Origin of the sequence: Nocardiopsis sp. EMB25 (assembly GCF_026797795.1) — a bacterium.
Lineage (GTDB): Bacteria > Actinomycetota > Actinomycetes > Streptosporangiales > Streptosporangiaceae > Nocardiopsis > Nocardiopsis lucentensis.
Map to the genome: position 1 here is coordinate 5061412 of NZ_JAMTDN010000001.1, position 17785 is coordinate 5079196.

A 17785-nucleotide genomic window follows, 5' to 3' on the forward strand; every position below is an offset into this window, starting at 1 on the left:
GGGACGCCGTCACGTCGGCCGCGGAGGATCTTAACGAAGTGCGCAGGCGACACAGCCCCTGAGGCGTACGACGGTCAGGGCGTGAATGATGAGGAGACGGGAACGCTGTGGGACGTAGTGAGGAAGAGAGCGGTGGAGTAGCGGTGGCTGAGGCGCCCGAGCCCGAGATCGACATCGAGGCCCTGGAGAACGAGGGCGACATCGCCGCGGACTACATCGAGGGTCTCCTCGACATCGCGGACTTCGACGGTGACATCGACATGGACGTCGAGGGTGACCGTGCGATGGTCTCGGTCGTGGGCGCGACGCTCGACGAGCTGATCGGCGACCAGGGCGAGGTCCTGGAGGCACTCCAGGAGCTGACCCGACTCGCCGTCCACCGGGTCACGGGGGAGCGGAGCAAGCTGATGCTCGACATCGGCGGTTACCGCGAGGAGCGCCGCAGGGTGCTCACCCGCATCGGTGCCGACGCGGCGGAGAAGGTGAACAAGACCGGCGAGATCCAGCCGCTGGAGCCGATGACGCCGTTCGAGCGCAAGGTGGTGCACGACGCCGTCGCCGCGGCCGGTCTGCGGAGCGAGTCGGAGGGCGAGGAGCCCCACCGCTACGTGGTGGTCCACCCCGCCGACTGACACGTCCTCCCGCTCCGGGCGGGAACGCAGGGGGCGATGTTTCACGTGAAACATCGCCCCCTCGTCGTGTGTGGGGGTGCGTCGACAGGGGGAGAAATCGACGGGTCGACAAAGCGCCTGAGGGCGCGGTCGGCCGCGCCGACCCGTGATCGGGGGGACACCTCGGGGTGGGCGCATGTTTCACGTGAAACCATGGTGTCCCACGACCATAGGATCATGAGGGGCCGTCCCGCCGCGTGTCGACGGCGCGTCGGGCGCCGGAGGCGCCGTCGGTCGACGCGCCGCGGCGGATCCGGAGGACGTGCCCGGTCTTGGAAGTGATGATGGACGAGTTCCGACAGGTGGTGACCGATGACCTCGGGCGCTGAGGAGCCCGGCGCTGTGCCGCCCGCCCCGCCGACCGCGGCGGAGGCGGTCTTCGGTGACACGCTGCCGAAGGCACGGCGCTACGCCGAACTTCTCGCCGACGACGGTGTGCGGCGGGGGCTGATCGGCCCGCGCGAGGTGCCCCGCCTCTGGGAGCGGCACCTCATCAACTGCGCTGTCGTGGAGGAGTTGCTCCCGGAGGGGGCGGAGGTGGTCGACATCGGTTCGGGCGCCGGTCTGCCCGGTCTGGTGTTGGCGCTGCTGCGCCCCGACATCAGGGTGACGCTCCTGGAGCCGCTCCTGCGACGGACGGTCTTCCTGAACGAGGCGGTCGAGACCCTCGGCCTGGCCAACGTCGTGGTGCGGCGCGGGCGTGCCGAAGAGGCGCACGGCGAGTTGTACACCGACTTCGTGACCGCCCGTGCCGTGGCTCCGCTGCCACGACTCGCCGGCTGGGCGCTGCCGCTCCTGCGCAAGGGCGGCAGTCTGTTGGCGCTCAAGGGCGAGCAGGCGGAGGCGGAATTGGTCGCCGCGCGTGACGACGTTGCGAAACTGCGCCCGAGTGAGTGCGATGTGATCAGGGTGGGCCGGGGTAAAGTCGATCCCGCTACCACGGTCGTTCGCGTCACGGTGACATCCGAGGGTGGTCCGCCCCCGTCAGCGGGACCCCGGAAAGGGCGGGGCGGCAAGAAGAAGCGCGGACGGAAGAGGTGAACTCATTCGTGCCCCAGAACCCAGCCGACCACGACGGTGTTTCACGTGAAACCCCCGCGGGTGCCTACGGGGACCTGCTCGATGTTTCACGTGAAACCGCCCCCGACGACCAGAGTCGTGTTTCACGTGAAACATGGACCGGCGACGCCCCCGCCTCCGGCGGTTCCGCGGACGTCCCCGACACACCCCTGGCGCGCGCGGCGCGCGCCGCGATGGCGGTTCGCGGGCACGACGAGGCCTGGCCCCGCCCGAAGTCCTGCCGCGTGATCAGCGTCGCCAACCAGAAGGGCGGCGTCGGCAAGACCACGACGACGGTCAACATCGCGGCCGCCCTGGCGATGCACGGGCAGCGCGTCCTGGTGGTCGACCTCGACCCCCAGGGGAACGCCTCCACCGCGCTCGGCATGGAGCGCGACAACCAGACCCGGTCCATCTACCACTGCCTGGTGGAGGACGAGGAGATCCGCAAGCTGGCCCAGGCGGCGCCGGACATCCCGAACCTGTGGTGCGCCCCGGCCACCATCGACCTCGCGGGGGCGGAGATCGAACTGGTCTCCCTCGTCGCCCGTGAGGCGCGACTCCGGCGCGCGCTCGACGCCTATGACACCTCGGAGCTCGACTACATCCTCATCGACTGCCCGCCGTCGCTCGGACTGCTCACGGTCAACGCGATGGTGGCGTGCGACGAGGTCATGATCCCGATCCAGTGCGAGTACTACGCCCTGGAGGGTGTGGGGCAACTGCTCCGCAACGTCGAACTCGTCCAGTCCCACCTGAACCCGGGGCTGGCGATCAGCACCGTCGTGCTGACGATGTACGACGGCCGGACCCGACTCTCGCAGCAGGTCGCGGACGAGGTGCGCTCGCACTTCGGTGAGCTGGTGCTCTCGACGCTGGTGCCGCGCAGCGTCCGCGTCTCCGAGGCGCCCAGTTACGGCCAGTCCGTGATGACCTACGACCCCGGGTCCACCGGTGCGGTGGCCTACCTGGAGGCCGCCCGGGAGATCGCGCATCGCGCTCCGGGGCTCGGCGGCTGACGGCGGTGCCGCCCCGGTCCGGAGGCCGGGGCACTGATGTGTTCGAGGAGTAGTGGAGGTAGTTGCCGGTGAGTCAGCAGCGGCGCGGACTGGGCAAGGGACTGAACGCGCTCATCACGCAGGGGCCCGTGGTCCCCGCGTCCTCAGGAGGCGCGGGCGCGCCGGAGACGAGAGGGCTCTCCGACGGGACGTACCTGGAGGAGATCGAGCTCGGTGCGATCACCCCCAACCCGCGCCAGCCCCGGGAGCGCTTCGACGACCAGGCGCTGGAGGAGCTGCGCGACTCCATCCAGGAGGTGGGGGTGCTCCAGCCCGTCGTCGTCCGCAGGGTCGAGGGCGAGGCGGGCGTTCCCCGGTACGAGCTGATCATGGGCGAGCGCCGGTGGCGCGCGAGCAAGGAGGCCGGTCTCGACCGGATCCCGGCGATCGTCCGCGCCACCGGTGACGGGGACCTGCTCCGCGACGCCCTCCTGGAGAACCTGCACCGCCAGGAGCTCGACGCCCTGGAGGAGGCGGCCGCGTACCGGCAGCTGCTGGACGACTTCGGTGCCACCCACGAGGAGCTGGCCCAGCGGATCGGACGCTCCCGTTCGCACATCACCAACACGCTGCGCCTGCTGAACCTGCCGCCGAAGGTGCAAAAGCGCGTCGCCGCGAAGGTGCTCTCGGCCGGTCACGCCCGGGCGCTGTGCGGTGTCGACGACCCCGAGCGCCAGGAGCGGCTCGCGGAGCGGGTCAACCTGGAGGGCCTGTCCGTCCGCTCCCTGGAGGAGATCATCGCCCTGCGCGAGGAGGCGGACGAACCGGAGGAGCGGCGGCCCCGGCTCACCCCGGCGCGCAGGTCCACCCCGCCCCAGGTGGAGGAGTGGGCGAGCCGCCTCGCCGACCGCCTGGACACCACGGTGAAGGTCGACCTGGGCAAGAAGAAGGGCAAGATCGTCGTGGAGTTCGCGACGATGGAGGACCTGGAGCGCATCATCGACCAGATGGACTCCCGCGAGCCCTGACCGCTGTTTCACGTGAAACATCGCTCGCCGCCCCGTCCGGACGCTGAGTCCGCGCACGGGGCGGATCGCTGTTCGGAATGCCTCCCGGGGCGCGTGGTGGCCGTGTGGGGCCTGGGAGAGTGCGGCGGGCTCCGTGCCGCCCGTGACGACGGAAGGCCCCCAGAGTGGATCTGGGGGCCTTCCGTCGCGTTCCGCCGGCTACAGGAAGTCGGCGAGCTCCTTCTCCAGCAGACGCATCGGCTTGGCGCCGATGATCTGCTTGACGACCTCGCCGTCCTTGTAGAGGTTCATCGTCGGCAGGGAGAGGACGTTGTACTCGCGAGGAGTGTTGGCGTTCTCCTCGGTGTTGAGCTTGACGACCTCGATCTTGTCGCCGTGCGTCGCCGCCAGCTTCTCCAGGACGGGCTCCATCTGCTTGCAGGGGCCGCACCAGCTCGCCCAGAAGTCAACGAGGACGGGCTTGTCGCTGGACAGGACGTCGTCCTTGAAGGACGCGTCGGTGACGTGCTTGAGAGTGGACATGGTGCTCCTTGGTTCGATGCAACCGGGGGACGGTCTGTACGGGCCGCGCGACCTAGTTCCCCATCTCGGCGAGGTGGCGTTCGGCGTCCAGGGCGGCGGCGCAGCCGGTTCCGGCGGCCGTGATCGCCTGGCGGTACTGGTGGTCGACCACGTCACCGGCGGCGAAGACGCCGTCGAGGTTGGTGCGCGTCGACGGGGAGTCGACCTTGACGTAGCCCTCCTCGTCCAGCTCGATCTGCTTGTTGAACAGCTCCACGCGCGGGTCGTGGCCGATCGCGATGAAGACACCGGTGACGTCGAGCGTGCTGGTCTCGTCGGTCTGGTTGTTGACGACCCTCAGCCCGGTGACGCTCTTCTCCCCGAGCACCTCGACGACCTCGGTGTTCCACGCGAACGAGATCTTCTCGTTGGCCTGGGCGCGCTCGGCCATGATCTTGCTGGCGCGCAGCTCGCCACGGCGGTGGACCACCGTCACCGACTTGGCGAAGCGAGTGAGGAACAGCGCCTCCTCCATGGCGGTGTCGCCGCCGCCGACGACCGCGATGTCCTGGTCGCGGAAGAAGAAGCCGTCGCAGGTGGCGCACCACGAGGTGCCGCGGCCGGACAGCTCCTTCTCACCGGGCACGCCCAGCTCCCGGTACCCGGAGCCGGTGGCCAGGATCACCGTGTGGGCGAGGAAGGTCTCGCCGCCCGCGACGACCTCCTTGACCGGCTTGGTGAGGTCGACGTCGGTGACGTCGTCGGGGACCAGCTCGGCGCCAAAGCGCTCGGCCTGCTTGCGGAGGTTGTCCATCAGGTCGGGTCCCATGATGCCGTCGGGGAACCCGGGGAAGTTCTCGACGTCGGTCGTGTTCATGAGCGCGCCGCCCGCGGTGATGGAGCCCTCGAACACCAGGGGTCGCAGTTCGGCGCGCGCGGCGTAGACGGCCGCGGTGTACCCCGCGGGACCGGAACCGATGATGATGACATTGCGGACGTCACTCACGCTCGTAGGCCCTTCACACAGTCGCTGCCCTGGCCACGGACGTGACCCCAGGGGAAAGTCGGTTAGTCACAACCGATGGTAGGCGCACCGCATTCCCGGTCGGACATCACCGCAGCGTACGGGGGTGGGGTATGCGTGAAGGGTGTCGGTCCGCGTGAGTCGGGCGGTTCGCGCGGTCAGTCCGCGCGGAGGCGCAACAGCCGGTCCAGCCCGAGCGCGACCAGTCCGGCGGACGTCCCCCAGCCCGTGTTGACGGTGAGGGTGCCCAGGAACGCCGCGGTGTGGGCCAGCGGCCCCTGGAGGGAACCGCTCAGAACGGGGGTCGGGACCGCGCCGAGCGCGATCGAGAACACGCCGTGGAGCAGCCCGGCGCAGACGAGGGTGGGGAGGGGGCGGGGAGCCCGGGCCGCCAACACGGAGAGGATCCACACGGCGGTGGTGACCACGGGCAGGAGGAGTTGGGGACGGACTCCCCACGCCCACGCTTCCATCAGGCCGGTGACGACCATGAGTGGTCGCAGCAGGGCGAGCGACGCCAACCCCAGGACCAGTGACCAGGCGATGCCCGGCGGGGGCGGGGAGGACGTCGAGGAGTCGTCCGGCCGCGACGACCGGTCCGTCATGGGATGCCTCACAGGTTCGTGGAGGAGCGGACCGCCCGCTCCGGCGACGGGCCCGACGCTAGGCGGAGGGAACCCCGTCGCACGTCCGCCGCCCGACCCGACCGCCTACGTTGGTACGCGTACACCGGGTGGTGTGGGACGCCCACCCGTCCGGGTCCGCGGGATACGGCCGCGACGGGGCCGCGCTCCGTAGAATCGCCGCATGACACGTCAGTCCGGTCGTCAGGACGTCATCGTCGACGCCCTCCTCGGGTTCGCGGTCTTCGCCGTGGTGGCGATCGCGGCCGGGGCCGACGTCACCGGCACCGGGAACCTCACGCCCCTCGCATACGCGCTGGCGGCGGTCCTCGGCGGCCTCATGCTGGTCCGCAGGAGGTGGCCGGTCCTGGTCGTGCTGGCCACGTCGGCGCTCATCGTCGCCAACTACGTGCTCGACCTGCCGACCATCGGTCTGGCCGTGCCCGCCGCGGCCGCCCTGTACTCCGCGGCCGAGGCGGGGCGGACCACCTGGTCCGTGGGGGCGGCCGCCGGGCTGCTGCTCGTCTCCACCCTGGCCCGACTCGGCCAGGGGACGGATCCCGCCTACCTGCTGGGGTACGAACTGGCCTCCACCGTGGCGATCATGGGCGCCGCCATCGCCCTCGGGCACGTCCAGTGGCAGCGGCTCCGGGCGGAGCGGCAGCGGGCGCGGATCGCGGCCCTGGACGCACAGGCGCGCGCCGCGGAGGCGGCGGAGGTCGTGGCGCTCGAACGCACCCGGATCGCCCGCGACCTGCACGACGCGGTCGGCCACCACCTCTCCGTGGTCTCCCTGCACGCGGCCGTGGCCGCCGAGGCGCTCGATGACGCTCCGGCGGACGTCGACGAGGCCCGCGCCGAACTGGGACACGTCCGCCAGGCGTCCCGCGCCGCCCTCAGTGAGATGCGGGCGACCGTACGCGCGCTGCGGGACAGTGACCCCGACGGTGGGCGCGTGGCCTCCCTCGCCCGCATGGACGAACTCGTGGCGTCGGTCGGGGAGGCGGGGGTCGAGGTACGGGTGGAGGGAGCCCCGGCGGCGGGGGAGGTCCCGGGCATGGTCGACGCGACCGCCTTCCGGGTCGTCCAGGAGGCGTTGACCAACACGCTCCGGCACGCCGGGGCGAGCCGGGTCCGGGTGGCGTTCACACGTGAGGGTGAGGAGTTGGACGTGGTGGTGGCCGACGACGGAGGGGGACGGCCCGACGGCGGGTTCCGGGTGCGTGCCCGGCTGCCGCTCGGGGGCGACCGGTGATCCGTGTCCTGCTCGTCGACGATCAGCCCCTCGTCCGGGCGAGGGTGCGCGCGCTCCTGGAACGGGACGAGGACATCGAGGTGGTGGGGGAGAGCGGGGACGGCCGCGCGGCCCTGGCCGACATCGGCCGACTGCGGCCGGACGTGGTCCTGCTCGACCTCCAGATGCCGTCCGTGGACGGGCTCGCCGTCCTCAGGGAGCTGGAGAGGCGACGTGTCGACACGTCGACGGATCGACGAGCCGACACGGGTGGACACGTCGACGGGTCGGGAGGTCGACACATCGACACCCGGGTGGTCGTGCTCACCACCTTCGGGGAGGACGACAACGTCTTCACCGCACTGCGGCTGGGCGCTTCCGGATTCCTGCTCAAGGACGCCGAACCGCGCGCGCTGCGGGACGCGGTGCGTACCGTCGCCCGGGGCGAGGCGCTGTTGTCGCCGGAGGTCACCCGGCGGGTGATCGAACGGCTCTCCGCCACCATCGTGGCCCCCGAGGCGTCGTCTCGGCTGGACGTGCTCACCGACCGCGAGCGTGAGGTCCTGGCCTTGGTCGGGCGGGGCATGTCCAACCAGGAGATCGGCGCGGAACTGTACCTGAGCCCCGCGACCGCCCGTACCCACGTGGGACGGGTGCTCACCAAGCTCGGGGCCCGTGACCGGGTCGCCCTGGTGGTGATCGCCTACGAGAGCGGGCTGGTCCGCCCCGGGCGCGAAGGCTGAGCTGTCCCGGGGCCGGAACGGAGGGGGTCAGGGGGCGTCGACGGTCGTCCGGTCCAGGATGCCGGGCTCGGCGTCGGCGCTCCGTGCGCAGCGCGGGTCGACCACGAACACGTCGAACTGGTCGCCCCTGGGCGCGTACAGGACCCAGGCGGGCTCGGCGCCGTCGCCGTAGAAGGCGTCATCGACCAGGGTGACCTGGGTGTCGAACTCCTCCTCCACCAGGTCGGAGCACCGCTCGACGGCGTCGGTGACGGACTGCTCCTCCAACAGGGTCTGCCCGCCCGCGGCCCCGGCGTCATCGGCGACGGTGGAGCGTTCGAGGGTCCGGGCCGCCTGCGCGTCGAGCGCGGCGTCGGTGTAGACCGTCTCACTGCGCACCAGCTCCGGTGCGTAGGTCAGGGCCGTGTCCGGTTCGCCGACGCCGTCCTCCGACTCCATGAACGGGGTCGCGCTCTCCACCGAGCCGTTGCCGTTCGAGAGCACCCCGTTGACGACGGCGACGCCTCCGCCGACGACGAAGACCGCGGCGGCTGCCGCCACCAGGAGTCTGGGCATACCGCTGGAGGAACGCCTGCGGCGCGCCGTGGCGAGGGGGACCACGGTGGCGTCGGCGGAGGGGGCCTTCGCCGGTACCGGGTCGGTCGGTTCGGTGACGGGTCCCCGCTCGGCGCGTTCACGCGCGGCGTCCGCGATGCGCTGGTCGAGGAGGTCGGCGACGTCCTGAGGCAGCTCGGGAACCGGGGTGGCGGCGAGGACGCGGGAAACGCCCGTGAGTTCGTCCAGTGTGGCGGCACACGTGGGACAGGTCTCGATGTGAGCGGTGACGGTGCGTTCCTCGGAGGGGTCGAGCAGGTCCTCGGCGAGGAAGGCGAGTGCCTCCGCGTCCGGGTGGGGCGTCACGATGGGTTGGCACCTCCTCTCCCAGATGTGACGTCTGGCGGAGGCTGAGGGTTCCTTAGATGGGCGAGAGAGGGAAGAAGTTTCGCGCGGCCCCGCGCGCACCTGCTCTTCACCGTTCCCGCGGCCACGTCGAGGATCCGGGCGGCCTCCTCCACCCGGTAGCCGAGCATGTCCACGAGGGTGAGCGCCAGACGCTGGTCCAGGGGCAGCCGCTCCAACGCGGCCTGGACGTCGAGCCGCGACTCGGTCTGCGACGCGTGGTCGGGCGGCCCGCCCAGGCGTCCGAGGCGCTCGTTGGACATGACGTCGAGGGTGTCGTCCTCGGTCGGGGTGGCCGGACGGACCTTGCGGCGGCGCAGGCGGTCGTGGCAGGCGTTGACCACGATCCGGTGCAGCCACGTGCTCACCTGGGCCTCGCCCCGGAAGCGGTCGGCGGCGCGGAACGCGGACAGGAAGGCGTCCTGGAGGGCGTCCGAGGCCTCCTCGGGGTCGCCCATCATCCGGACGGACACAGCCCAGAGGCGCTCACGGTGACGGTGCACCAGGACCCCGAAGGCCTGGTCGTCACCCTGAGCGTGCCTCGTCAACAGCTCCTTGTCGGGGAGCTCCCGGACCGCGTCCATCAGTTCAGCTCACGTATCTCCGCACCTAGGCCACGCCTCGGATCTCGACCTCGTTGACTGTTCCACGGTAGTCGTCCCCAGTCTGTGGCAGGGCCGTGAACCAGATGAGGACGAACTGCCCGGACACGGGCTCTTCGAGTTCGACCACCTGGGACTCGCCACTGCCCGTGGCGACGACCTCGTAGTCGTTCTCCGAGTCACCGTCGGCGTCACCGACCCGGATCTCGAACTCGTAGCCGTCACCGCTCATGTCGAGGTCGACCTCGTGGATCTCTCGGGTGCCGCCGAGATCGAGCTGGAGTCCGACGCCTTCCTTGATCATGGAAAGCGGGTCGTGGTAGCCCTGGGTGTTCCAAGCGGTCCCCGTCTCGCCGTCCCAGGCCTTGGGGGTGTTCTCGGTGTGCTCGTCGGTGTTGCCGTGCGGGTTGAGACCGCGCGAACCGGTGATGTCCAGCGCCACCAGCTCGGGGGTGTCCGAGGTGTCCTCGGACGCCTGCGCGTCCGGCGGCGGCTCCTCCCCGCCGGGGCTGAACATCGACCCGACCGTCCACGCGCCCACGACCACGGCCGCGAACACCACCAGCGCGACCACGCCGATGAGGACCTTCCTGAGCGACCCCTGGGCGCGCGCGTCGCGCTCCTCCATCCGGGTGGGTTGGCGGCGCTCCGCGGCCCGGCCCTGGGCGGAGCGCTCCGGGGGGCGCTGTGACGACCCGCTCCGCGCGCTGCGGCGCGGGCCCGTCGGCTCGAACTCGCCCGTCCGGCGGGAGGTGCCCGGCTCGGGCGGCGGAGCGGACTCGGTCGGGGTGACCGGGAGCGGGATGAGCCGCGGCACCTCGGCCAGCTCGGCGCACAGGGCGGCGGGCGAGGTGATCGGCGCGCCGGGCACCATCTGACCGGCCAGGTGCGGCAGCGCGGCCCGGGTGGTGATGGTGGCGAGGGGTTCGGTGATCCCTGTTCGGACCTGTGCCGGGGGATAGGGGCCCGCGGGGCCCTGGGGGGCGGCGGGGAGGCCGTCCTGCGGGCCGCCGGGCCAGTGGCCGGTGAGCGCGGCGTACAGCAGGCTGCCCAGCCCCTGGGCGTCGACGGCCCCCGGGTCGGCGATGTTCGCGCCCATCAGGGCGGCGTCCACCCCGATCCCGACGACCTTCACCGCGCCGCCGCTGCTCCACATGAGCTTGGCCGGGGTGAGGCACAGGTGGTGCAGACCGCCCGCGTGCGCGGCGGCGATCGCCTCGGCCGCCTCGGCGACGAGGCCGGCGGCGCGCTCGGGCTCCATGGGGCCCTGGGCGATGAGGTCGGCGAGGGAGGAGCCGGTGACCCACTCCTCGACGACGTAGGGGATGGGCGCGGTGTCGTCGGCGTCGAAGACCTGCGTGACGCGCGCGTCGGGGATGCGGCTGGTGGCGCGCGCGGCGCGGACCACCTCGGACGTGCGCGGGAAGCCGTCGGCGAAGGTCCACACGCCGACGGGGCGTGCGAGGGTCTCGTCGGTGGCCTTCCAGCGGGTCGCTCCACCGGTCTCGCTCACGACGTGGTCGAGTCGGTACCGGTTGGCCAGCTTCGCCCCGGGCTCGATCAGAAAGGTGCTCATGATGGGAGTGACGGGCGCCAGGGCCGAGTGTTCACGCGTGCCACCGCCGCGCCGCGGGACGCGGTGCGTGTCGGTTCGGGGGTGTGTCGCGTGAGGGGGTGTCGGCCCTGCTTGCTGTCCCCAGCCTCCCTTCGGGCAGCTCGGTCGGAAGTTGCTATGTCGATTGAGCGATGCCAGTCCATGCTAGGACGCTTGAACAGCATCTTTGGAGGACAAGGGGGCACTGTTCACCTTCTCGGGTGATCGGGTGCTCGACTACCCAACGTCATCCATTCCAGGTGATCAGCGACGTCGTAGTCGGGTTTTCAGCAATTCGAGGAAGGATGTGACTTCGGTCACTTTCAGGATTCTCGCAGTGAGGACGAACAGGATGGCACCCCCCGCCCCACCTGCGACCATCGCGGCGAGGGCGGGCCACACGTCACCGGGAAGCCCCCGGAACACGTGGATCATCGCCCAGCCGAGGAGGGCCGCGGGGACGGTCGCGAGGTGCAGCTTGACCAGGACCAGTGCCGTGCGGTGGCCGTCCAGGCCGTTGAGCCGCCGGTGGAGCAGGCCCCACATGATGATCGCCCCGATGACGTAGTAGAGGCCGTAGGGCACCGGGAGCCACAGCACGACGTGCTGCGGCTCCATCCACCACAGCAGGGCGAACGCCGTGGTCGCGTGGGCGATCTCCGCCGGGATCGACACCAGCGCCGGGGTGCGGGTGTCGCCCAGGGCGTAGAACACCCGCATCTGGAGCTGGAAGAGGGTGAACGGGATCAGCATCACGACGAAGACCATCAGGATGCGCCCGATCGCCTCGGCGTCCGCCGCGCTGGTGCTGCCCTGGGCGTAGATCATCACGCAGAACGGGACGGCGAAGACCAGCATCGCCACCGAGATCGGGACGATGAGCACCGACGACAGCCGAAAGCCCCGGGAGAAGTCCGAGCGGACCTGGTCCCGGCGGCCCGCGGCGACGTGTTCGCTCATGCGCGGCAGGAGCGCGGTGATCACTGAGACGGCGATGATCGCGTACGGCAGCTGGAACAGCATGGACGCGAACTTGTAGGCGGCGATGCCCGAGCCCGTCTCGTACCCGAGGTCGGCCGCGGCCGCGCCCGCCCGCGTCGCCACGTTCGTGGAGACCAGCGCTCCGGCCTGGGCCACGACGATGTAGAGCATCATCCACGACGCGGCCCCGGCCGCCTCGCCGAGGCCGGAACCCCGCAGGTCCAGACGCGGACGCCAACGGAACCCCGCCGAGGCCAGCGCCCACACCAGCACGGCCGCCTGGACGACCTGGCCCAGCGCGGTGCCCAGGCCCAGCAGGGCGAGCTGGGACGGGTGGGCGAGCATGTCCTCGGGCGTGCTGCCCGAACCGGCGATGGACAGGAACCAGAGGCAGACACCGATGATGACCAGGTTGTTCACCACCGGGGCCCACATCGGGGCGCCGAACCTGTGCCGGGCGTTGAGCATGGCGCTCGCCAGACCGCTCGCCCCGATGAAGAAGATCTGGAGGACGAGGTACCGGGCGAGGATCACCGAGACGTCGTACTGCGCGCCGGAGAACCCGCCCGCGTAGATCCGGATGAACCACTCCGCGACCACCACCGACACCAGCGTGATCACGAACAGGCCCAGCAGCATGAGCGTGACCAGCCGCTGCTCGGTCCGGTCGCCGCCGTCCGCGTCCAGCTTGCGCCGCTTGACCAGGAACGGCACGAACACGCTCGCCAGCAGCCCGCCGATGAGCAGGTCGTAGACCATGTACGGGACCATGCCCGAGACCTGGTAGGCGTCGCCCAGCAGCTGGGTGCCGATGGCCGCCGCCAACACGATCGTGCGGACGAAGCCCGTCACACGCGAGCAGATCGTGCCGACCGCCATGATCGCGCTCGACCGGGCGACGTTGCCCGGCGCGGTGTGCGCGGTACCGCCGATCTCGTCGCCGTCCTCCAGACCGGCGCGGTCGGCGGTGCCCACGTCACCGATGTCGCTCGGGTCCCGGAGCGTCGCCAGCCCCGTCTCCGGCTCGGTGTCCGGTTCCTCGCGCTCGTAGGTGTCGAGCACGTCCTCCGGCATCACCAGGTGCCGACGGCGGTCCGCGGGCGCGTCCGGGCCGGGCTCCGGGACGCGCGCCTGCTCTCTGGGGTGGTCGCTGGGCACCGTCGGGCTGTCCTTCTCTCGAGGGCGTTGCGGGCCCGGCGGGGTCAGTGCCGGACGGACGTGTACGGGGTCATCGACGCAGGCGGCCCCGGATCAGCTCCACGGCCGAGGAGAGCTCCGGGACCCGCAGCAGCTTGGCCGCCCCCAGGAACAGGACCGCTCCCACGAGGCAGCCCACGGCGGGGGCGCCGAGGTAGCTGACGAGGCCGGGGCCGACGTGGGCGTCGAAGAACCACAGCACGCCGAGTCCGGCGGCGACACTCGGGACGACGGCCACGTGCAGGCGCAACAATGTGCCAACCGCGTGCCTCCCGTCAAGCCCCCCGAGCCGACGGCTCAGGACGTTGCCCGCGATGGTCAGGCCGGACACGAACGAGAACATGAACCCGGCGGCCACACCGACGACCACCCGGTCGGGCGGCAGGAGGAGGTAGGAGGTCAGCGCGAGGGCGCTGTGCACGGCCAGATTGGCGATGGCGATCATCGCCGGGGTGCGGGTGTCGCCCAGGGCGAAGAACACGCGCAGCATGAGCTGGAAGATCGTGAACGGCACCAGGCCCAGCGCCATCACCATGAGGATCTGGCCGATGTTGCCGGCGTCGGCCACCGAGATCGACCCGCGGGCGAAGGCCAGGATGGACAGCGGGACGGCGTACATCGCGATCGCGAAGGCCAGCGGCACCAGGACGAACGACGAGATCCGCAGCGTCCGGGAGAAATCGGAGCGCACCGCCGACCAGTCGCGGTCCTCGGCGTGCGCGCTCATCCGGGGCAGCAGCACCGTGATCAGCGAGACCGCGATGATCGCGTACGGGAGCTGGAAGAGCTGGTAGGCCAGGTTGTAGGCGGTGATACCGGCGCCGACGTCGCGGCCCTGCTCGATCCCGGCCACGTTGGCGGCGTTGGCGATGTTGGTCGTGATCCACAGGCCGGCCTGGGTGAGCAGGGTGTACAGCATCATCCACCCGGCGGTGCGCAGCGCCTCGCCCAGACCGCTGCCACGCAGGTCCAGGCGGGGCCGCCACCGGTACCCGGCGCGGCGCAGCGCGACGAACAGCACCAGCGCCTGGAGGGCCATGCCCGCCGCGGTGCCCGCGCCGAGCAGGGTCAGCTGCGCGTCCGGGACCGGCGGTTCGCTGCCGGGCCCCGCCGCCCACAGGAACATCCCGCCGACGGCCATGATCACCAGGTTGTTGAGCACGGGCGCCCACACGGGCGCGCCGAACCGGTTCCGGGTGTTGAGCATGGCGCTGAGCAGGCCGCTCATGCCCACGAAGAAGATCTGCGTCAGCAGGTACCGCGCCAGGAACACCGAGTCGTCGAACTGCGCCTCGGTGAACCGCGAGCCGTACATCCAGATGAGGAACTCGGCGGCGAGCACCGCGACCGTCGTCAGCAGCAGCAGCGCCAGCAGCGTGGTGGTGAACAGCCGGTCCTCGGTGGCCTTGCCCCCGTCGGCGTCGCGCTTGCGGCGCTTGACCAGGAACGGAACGATGACGCTCGCCATCAGACCGCCGATGAGCAGGTCGTTGAGGATGAACGGGATCGTGTGCGCCGTGTTGTAGGCGTCACCGAGCAGGTGGGTGCCGATCGCCGCGCCCAGCACGATCGTGCGCGCGAACCCGGTGAGCCGGGAGGCCATGGTGCCGACGGCCATGATCGCGCTGGAGCGCATCATTCCGCCGCCGGAGCCCGACCCGGAACCGGAGTCCGACCCCGCGTCCGACCCGGACCCCGGGCCGCCCGCCCCGGAGTCCTCCCGCTCGCGGGGGGCGTCCGCGGAGGGGAGGGGTTCGGGCAGCTCCCCCTCCTCGAAGGTGGGGGAGGGGCCGCCGCTCGGACGGAGCGGGTCCTCACCGGGGAGGGGCCCCCGACGGTGGCGCGGCTGGTACTGGGGGGAACGGTCGGCTTGGTGTCCGCCGCCGTTCGGGGAGTCGGTGACCACCGTGGATCAGGCTTCCTTTCGTAGGACCGGGGAGGGCCCGGCGGCGGCGCCGTGCGGCGCACCGGCCGGGCCGTGCGGGCGGCTCAGCGCCGCGCGTGCCGACAGGGAGACGTGTGGTCGTGTCGACATGACGACCTGTCGGTGAGGGAACATGTCACTTCGTCGCGCCGTTCCCGTCCTCGTCGGTACCAGTGTGACCGGTGGAGCCGGGGGAGGTCTCGTCGGCGGAGGCGCCGCCCTCCTCGGCGTCGTCCTCCCGACCGGTCGGCTCCTCGCCGTCGTCCGGGTTCCCGTCGCCGCCCCGCGCGTCCTTCCCCTGGTCCTTCGCGCCGCGGGCGGCCTGGCGGCGCACCCACTTGCGCACCGCGCGCGGGGCCAGGGCCGCGATGAGGATCAGCAGACCGATACCGCTGATGAGCAGTGCCTGGGTGCCCAGACCCGTGGCGTTGACCGGGATCACGGTCGCCTGGGCGCTGATCGGTTCGCCCGCCCCGTTCTGGAGGCTCGCGTGCAGCTCCGTGCGGCCGTTGATCCTGGCCGACAGCGGGATGTACACCGTCGTCTTCGCGCCGGGGGCGATCTCGAACTCGTCCGAGTACTCGCCGATGCTCAGCCGCTCGGAGTTCTCCGAGTACACGGAGAGGCGGACGTGGATCGCCTCGTCCTCCAGGTCGTTGGCGACGAGGATGCCGGTGATGCCCGTGCTGCTGGCCAGGGTGACCGGTTCGCCGGGGATGATGCGCACGTCGCCGAGGTGGCTTTGGACCGACTCCGAGACCAATGTCCGGGTGGCCCCGGCCATCGTCTCCCGGTCGCGCCAGTGGACCGACTCCATCCGCAGGATCGCCGGGCGGAACGGGTCACCGTCGTCCACCAGGATGCTGTTGAAGAGGCGCACCTCGCGGCTGACGTCCGTGATCTGCCCCAAGTAGGTGGAGCTGAGCTCGTCCGAGTAGGCGTTGTTGGGGTACGTGAGCGGTTGGCGGGTCGTCTCCCGGTCGTCGGGGTCGGCCAGTTCGACGTCCGCCAACCGTTCGGGCGTCAGCCACGGCAGGGAGTCGCTGGCCTCCAGCACCCCGCTGGCCAGCTCGTCGCTCGGGTTCCAGTCGGGGCCGGGGTAGGCCACCACGACCCGTTCGCCTCCGGCGTTCTCCCCGGCGATCATCGCGGTCTCGGCGGCGAACCGCTGGAGCGCGAGTTCGGTCTCGCCCGGGCCTCGCGAGGGCATGGCCAGCACGTCGGCCAGTCCCTGGTCGGCGACCAGCGCGAACGGCTCCTCCTCCGGGCCACCCTCGACCGGGCGCAGCGCGGCCTGGGCCGTCGGGGTGGTGGACAGCCAGGACGCCGGCGGCTTGGCCGCCTCGTCCACCAGGAACCGGTGGGCCCCTTCGGCGGCCAGGAACTCGTACACCGCGTCGTCCATGAGGCCGTTGGGGGGGAGCGCGAACGACTCGTCGGCGGTCAGCCCGAGCGCGCGCAGGACCGCGTCACGACCGATCTCGACCGAGGCGGCGGCGTCGGCGGTCATGCCGTTGCGCAGCAGGGACGCCAGGTCCGAGGAGGCGTAGGGGGTGGCCACGACGGTGTCTTCGGCCAGGACCGCCCTGGCCTCGCGCAGCCACACCTGGGCGGCGAGGTCGGCCTGGTGCTCCTCGCGCGCGGGGTCGGATCCGTCGGAGACCGCGATCGGGTCGCCCAGGACGTCGTGGGAGTCCCGGGCCAGTCGGACGATGTCGTCGAGCGTCCCGGGGTCCACGGCCCACGTGACCGGAACGCCCTCGGCGCCGGCCGGGTCGCCGTCCTCGGCCCCGTCCCCGCTGGAGGTCTCCGCGTCCGCTTCCCCGCCGCCGTCCGCGGTCTCCTCCGAAGCGTCGTCGGAGGGTTCGTCCCCGGTCGGCTCGGCGTCGGAGGGTTCGGCGGTCGCCCCGTCCGTCCGCTCCGGTTCGGGGGTGGGTTCCGTCGGCTCCTCGTCCAGCCCGAGCAGCTCGACCAGGTCCTCGTCGCCCGCCTCGAAGGCCAGGTCGGTCTGCGCGCCCGTCTCCAGGAGCCGGCTCAGGCGGCCGTCCTCGCCGACCGACTCCGAGAGCGCACCGCCGAGGAAGGTGTCGTCGTCGGCGCGCTGGGGTTCGGCCATGAGGGGCCACACCCACGCGATGTCCACGGAGGGGACGTCGTCGTCCTCACCGGTGAAGGGGAGGAAGGTGTACTGGGCGCCCAGACGTTCGCCGTCGCCGTCGAGCGCCTCGATCACCAGCGGGTACACGCCGTAGGAGGACAGTTTCAGGTCCTCGACGGGGACGCTGAGCGAGAACTCCTCGCTGCCGTCCGGTGCCAGGGTGTCGGCCACGTCCTCGTCCGGACCGGGGGCGTTGGGCTGCCAGCCCGCGCCCGAGGCGAACTCGTCCAGTTCGTCGCGGCCGCTGAACGGGTGCCGGGAGTAGCGGATCCGGACGGTGACGTCCTCGACACCGCCCGCGGTGGTGTTGGTCACCACGCCGGAGACCCGGAGGGTGCTGTCGGAGTCGACCGCGTCCGGGGTGACGCGCTCGATGACGAGCGGTTCGACCGACTCGTCGTTCTCGGGCTCCGCCAGCGCGGGTGAGAGCGCGGCCGGTGTCGGAAGCAGACCGGCGGTCATGGCCATGACCGCGGCCGCGGAGGCAAATCGACGCAACGCTTGACCGG

At 71.4% G+C, this 17785-nt stretch carries 15 protein-coding genes; 6 read left to right on the top strand and 9 right to left on the bottom strand.

Going from position 1 to position 17785, the window contains the following annotated elements:
* Positions 1-143: 143 nt before the first annotated feature.
* The 4 genes from KIK06_RS22330 to KIK06_RS22345 all read left to right on the top strand — a co-directional run bounded on the left by KIK06_RS22330 (position 144) and on the right by KIK06_RS22345 (position 3756).
* Complete coding sequence (locus KIK06_RS22330) at positions 144-632, top strand: Jag family protein (RefSeq protein WP_017600680.1); 489 nt, start codon at positions 144-146, stop codon at positions 630-632.
* Positions 633-983: 351 nt separating this feature from the next.
* Positions 984-1712 (top strand): 16S rRNA (guanine(527)-N(7))-methyltransferase RsmG, encoded by a 729-nt coding sequence (gene rsmG / locus KIK06_RS22335; RefSeq protein ID WP_026127975.1) that lies wholly within the window; start codon positions 984-986, stop codon positions 1710-1712.
* Between the two features lie 8 nt (positions 1713-1720).
* Positions 1721-2749 carry a ParA family protein gene (locus tag KIK06_RS22340; RefSeq protein ID WP_169548900.1) on the top strand — a complete coding sequence of 343 codons (1029 nt, stop codon included), beginning with the start codon at positions 1721-1723 and terminating at the stop codon, positions 2747-2749.
* A gap of 68 nt (positions 2750-2817) precedes the next feature.
* Positions 2818-3756, top strand: a complete 939-nt coding sequence (locus KIK06_RS22345; RefSeq protein WP_268644961.1) for a ParB/RepB/Spo0J family partition protein — start codon at positions 2818-2820, stop codon at positions 3754-3756.
* A 198-nt stretch (positions 3757-3954) separates the two neighbouring features.
* Here KIK06_RS22345 and trxA read toward each other — a convergent pair whose 3' ends face one another.
* From trxA to KIK06_RS22360, 3 genes are all read right to left on the bottom strand, one after another.
* Positions 3955-4278, bottom strand: coding sequence for a thioredoxin (gene trxA, locus KIK06_RS22350; protein ID WP_017600685.1), 324 nt, complete (start codon positions 4276-4278; stop codon positions 3955-3957).
* A gap of 52 nt (positions 4279-4330) precedes the next feature.
* Positions 4331-5263: a thioredoxin-disulfide reductase gene (gene trxB / locus KIK06_RS22355; RefSeq protein WP_017600686.1), complete on the bottom strand. Its 933-nt coding sequence runs from the start codon at positions 5261-5263 to the stop codon at positions 4331-4333.
* A gap of 176 nt (positions 5264-5439) precedes the next feature.
* Positions 5440-5886 carry a hypothetical protein gene (locus KIK06_RS22360; protein ID WP_268644962.1) on the bottom strand — a complete coding sequence of 149 codons (447 nt, stop codon included), beginning with the start codon at positions 5884-5886 and terminating at the stop codon, positions 5440-5442.
* 202 nt (positions 5887-6088) lie between these two features.
* On the opposite strand from KIK06_RS22360, the gene KIK06_RS22365 reads away from it, so the two are divergent.
* The gene (locus KIK06_RS22365) at positions 6089-7159 is read left to right on the top strand and encodes a sensor histidine kinase (RefSeq protein ID WP_268644963.1); all 1071 of its coding nucleotides are present in this window, start codon (positions 6089-6091) and stop codon (positions 7157-7159) included.
* A complete protein-coding gene (locus tag KIK06_RS22370) occupies positions 7156-7881 on the top strand; it encodes a response regulator (RefSeq protein ID WP_268644964.1) in 726 nt (241 codons plus the stop codon). The genes KIK06_RS22365 and KIK06_RS22370 overlap by 4 nt, the downstream gene beginning before the upstream one ends.
* 27 nt (positions 7882-7908) lie before the next feature.
* On the opposite strand, the gene KIK06_RS22375 is transcribed toward KIK06_RS22370, so the two are convergent.
* The 6 genes from KIK06_RS22375 to KIK06_RS22400 form a co-directional block, all read right to left on the bottom strand.
* Positions 7909-8781 (bottom strand): anti-sigma factor family protein, encoded by an 873-nt coding sequence (locus KIK06_RS22375; RefSeq protein WP_268644965.1) that lies wholly within the window; start codon positions 8779-8781, stop codon positions 7909-7911.
* Positions 8778-9404, bottom strand: a complete 627-nt coding sequence (gene sigM, locus KIK06_RS22380) for an RNA polymerase sigma factor SigM (RefSeq protein ID WP_268644966.1) — start codon at positions 9402-9404, stop codon at positions 8778-8780. Before sigM ends, KIK06_RS22375 begins: the two co-directional genes overlap by 4 nt.
* Positions 9405-9429: 25 nt before the next feature.
* Complete coding sequence (locus tag KIK06_RS22385; protein WP_268644967.1) at positions 9430-10998, bottom strand: protein kinase family protein; 1569 nt, start codon at positions 10996-10998, stop codon at positions 9430-9432.
* A gap of 282 nt (positions 10999-11280) precedes the next feature.
* Positions 11281-13071, bottom strand: a complete 1791-nt coding sequence (gene murJ, locus KIK06_RS22390; protein ID WP_193789785.1) for a murein biosynthesis integral membrane protein MurJ — start codon at positions 13069-13071, stop codon at positions 11281-11283.
* A gap of 154 nt (positions 13072-13225) precedes the next feature.
* The gene (murJ, locus tag KIK06_RS22395; RefSeq protein ID WP_268644968.1) at positions 13226-15100 is read right to left on the bottom strand and encodes a murein biosynthesis integral membrane protein MurJ; all 1875 of its coding nucleotides are present in this window, start codon (positions 15098-15100) and stop codon (positions 13226-13228) included.
* A gap of 154 nt (positions 15101-15254) precedes the next feature.
* On the bottom strand, positions 15255-17774 hold the full coding sequence (locus tag KIK06_RS22400; protein ID WP_442789790.1) for a DUF6049 family protein: 2520 nt from the start codon (positions 17772-17774) through the stop codon (positions 15255-15257).
* Between the last annotated feature and the right edge of the window lie 11 nt (positions 17775-17785).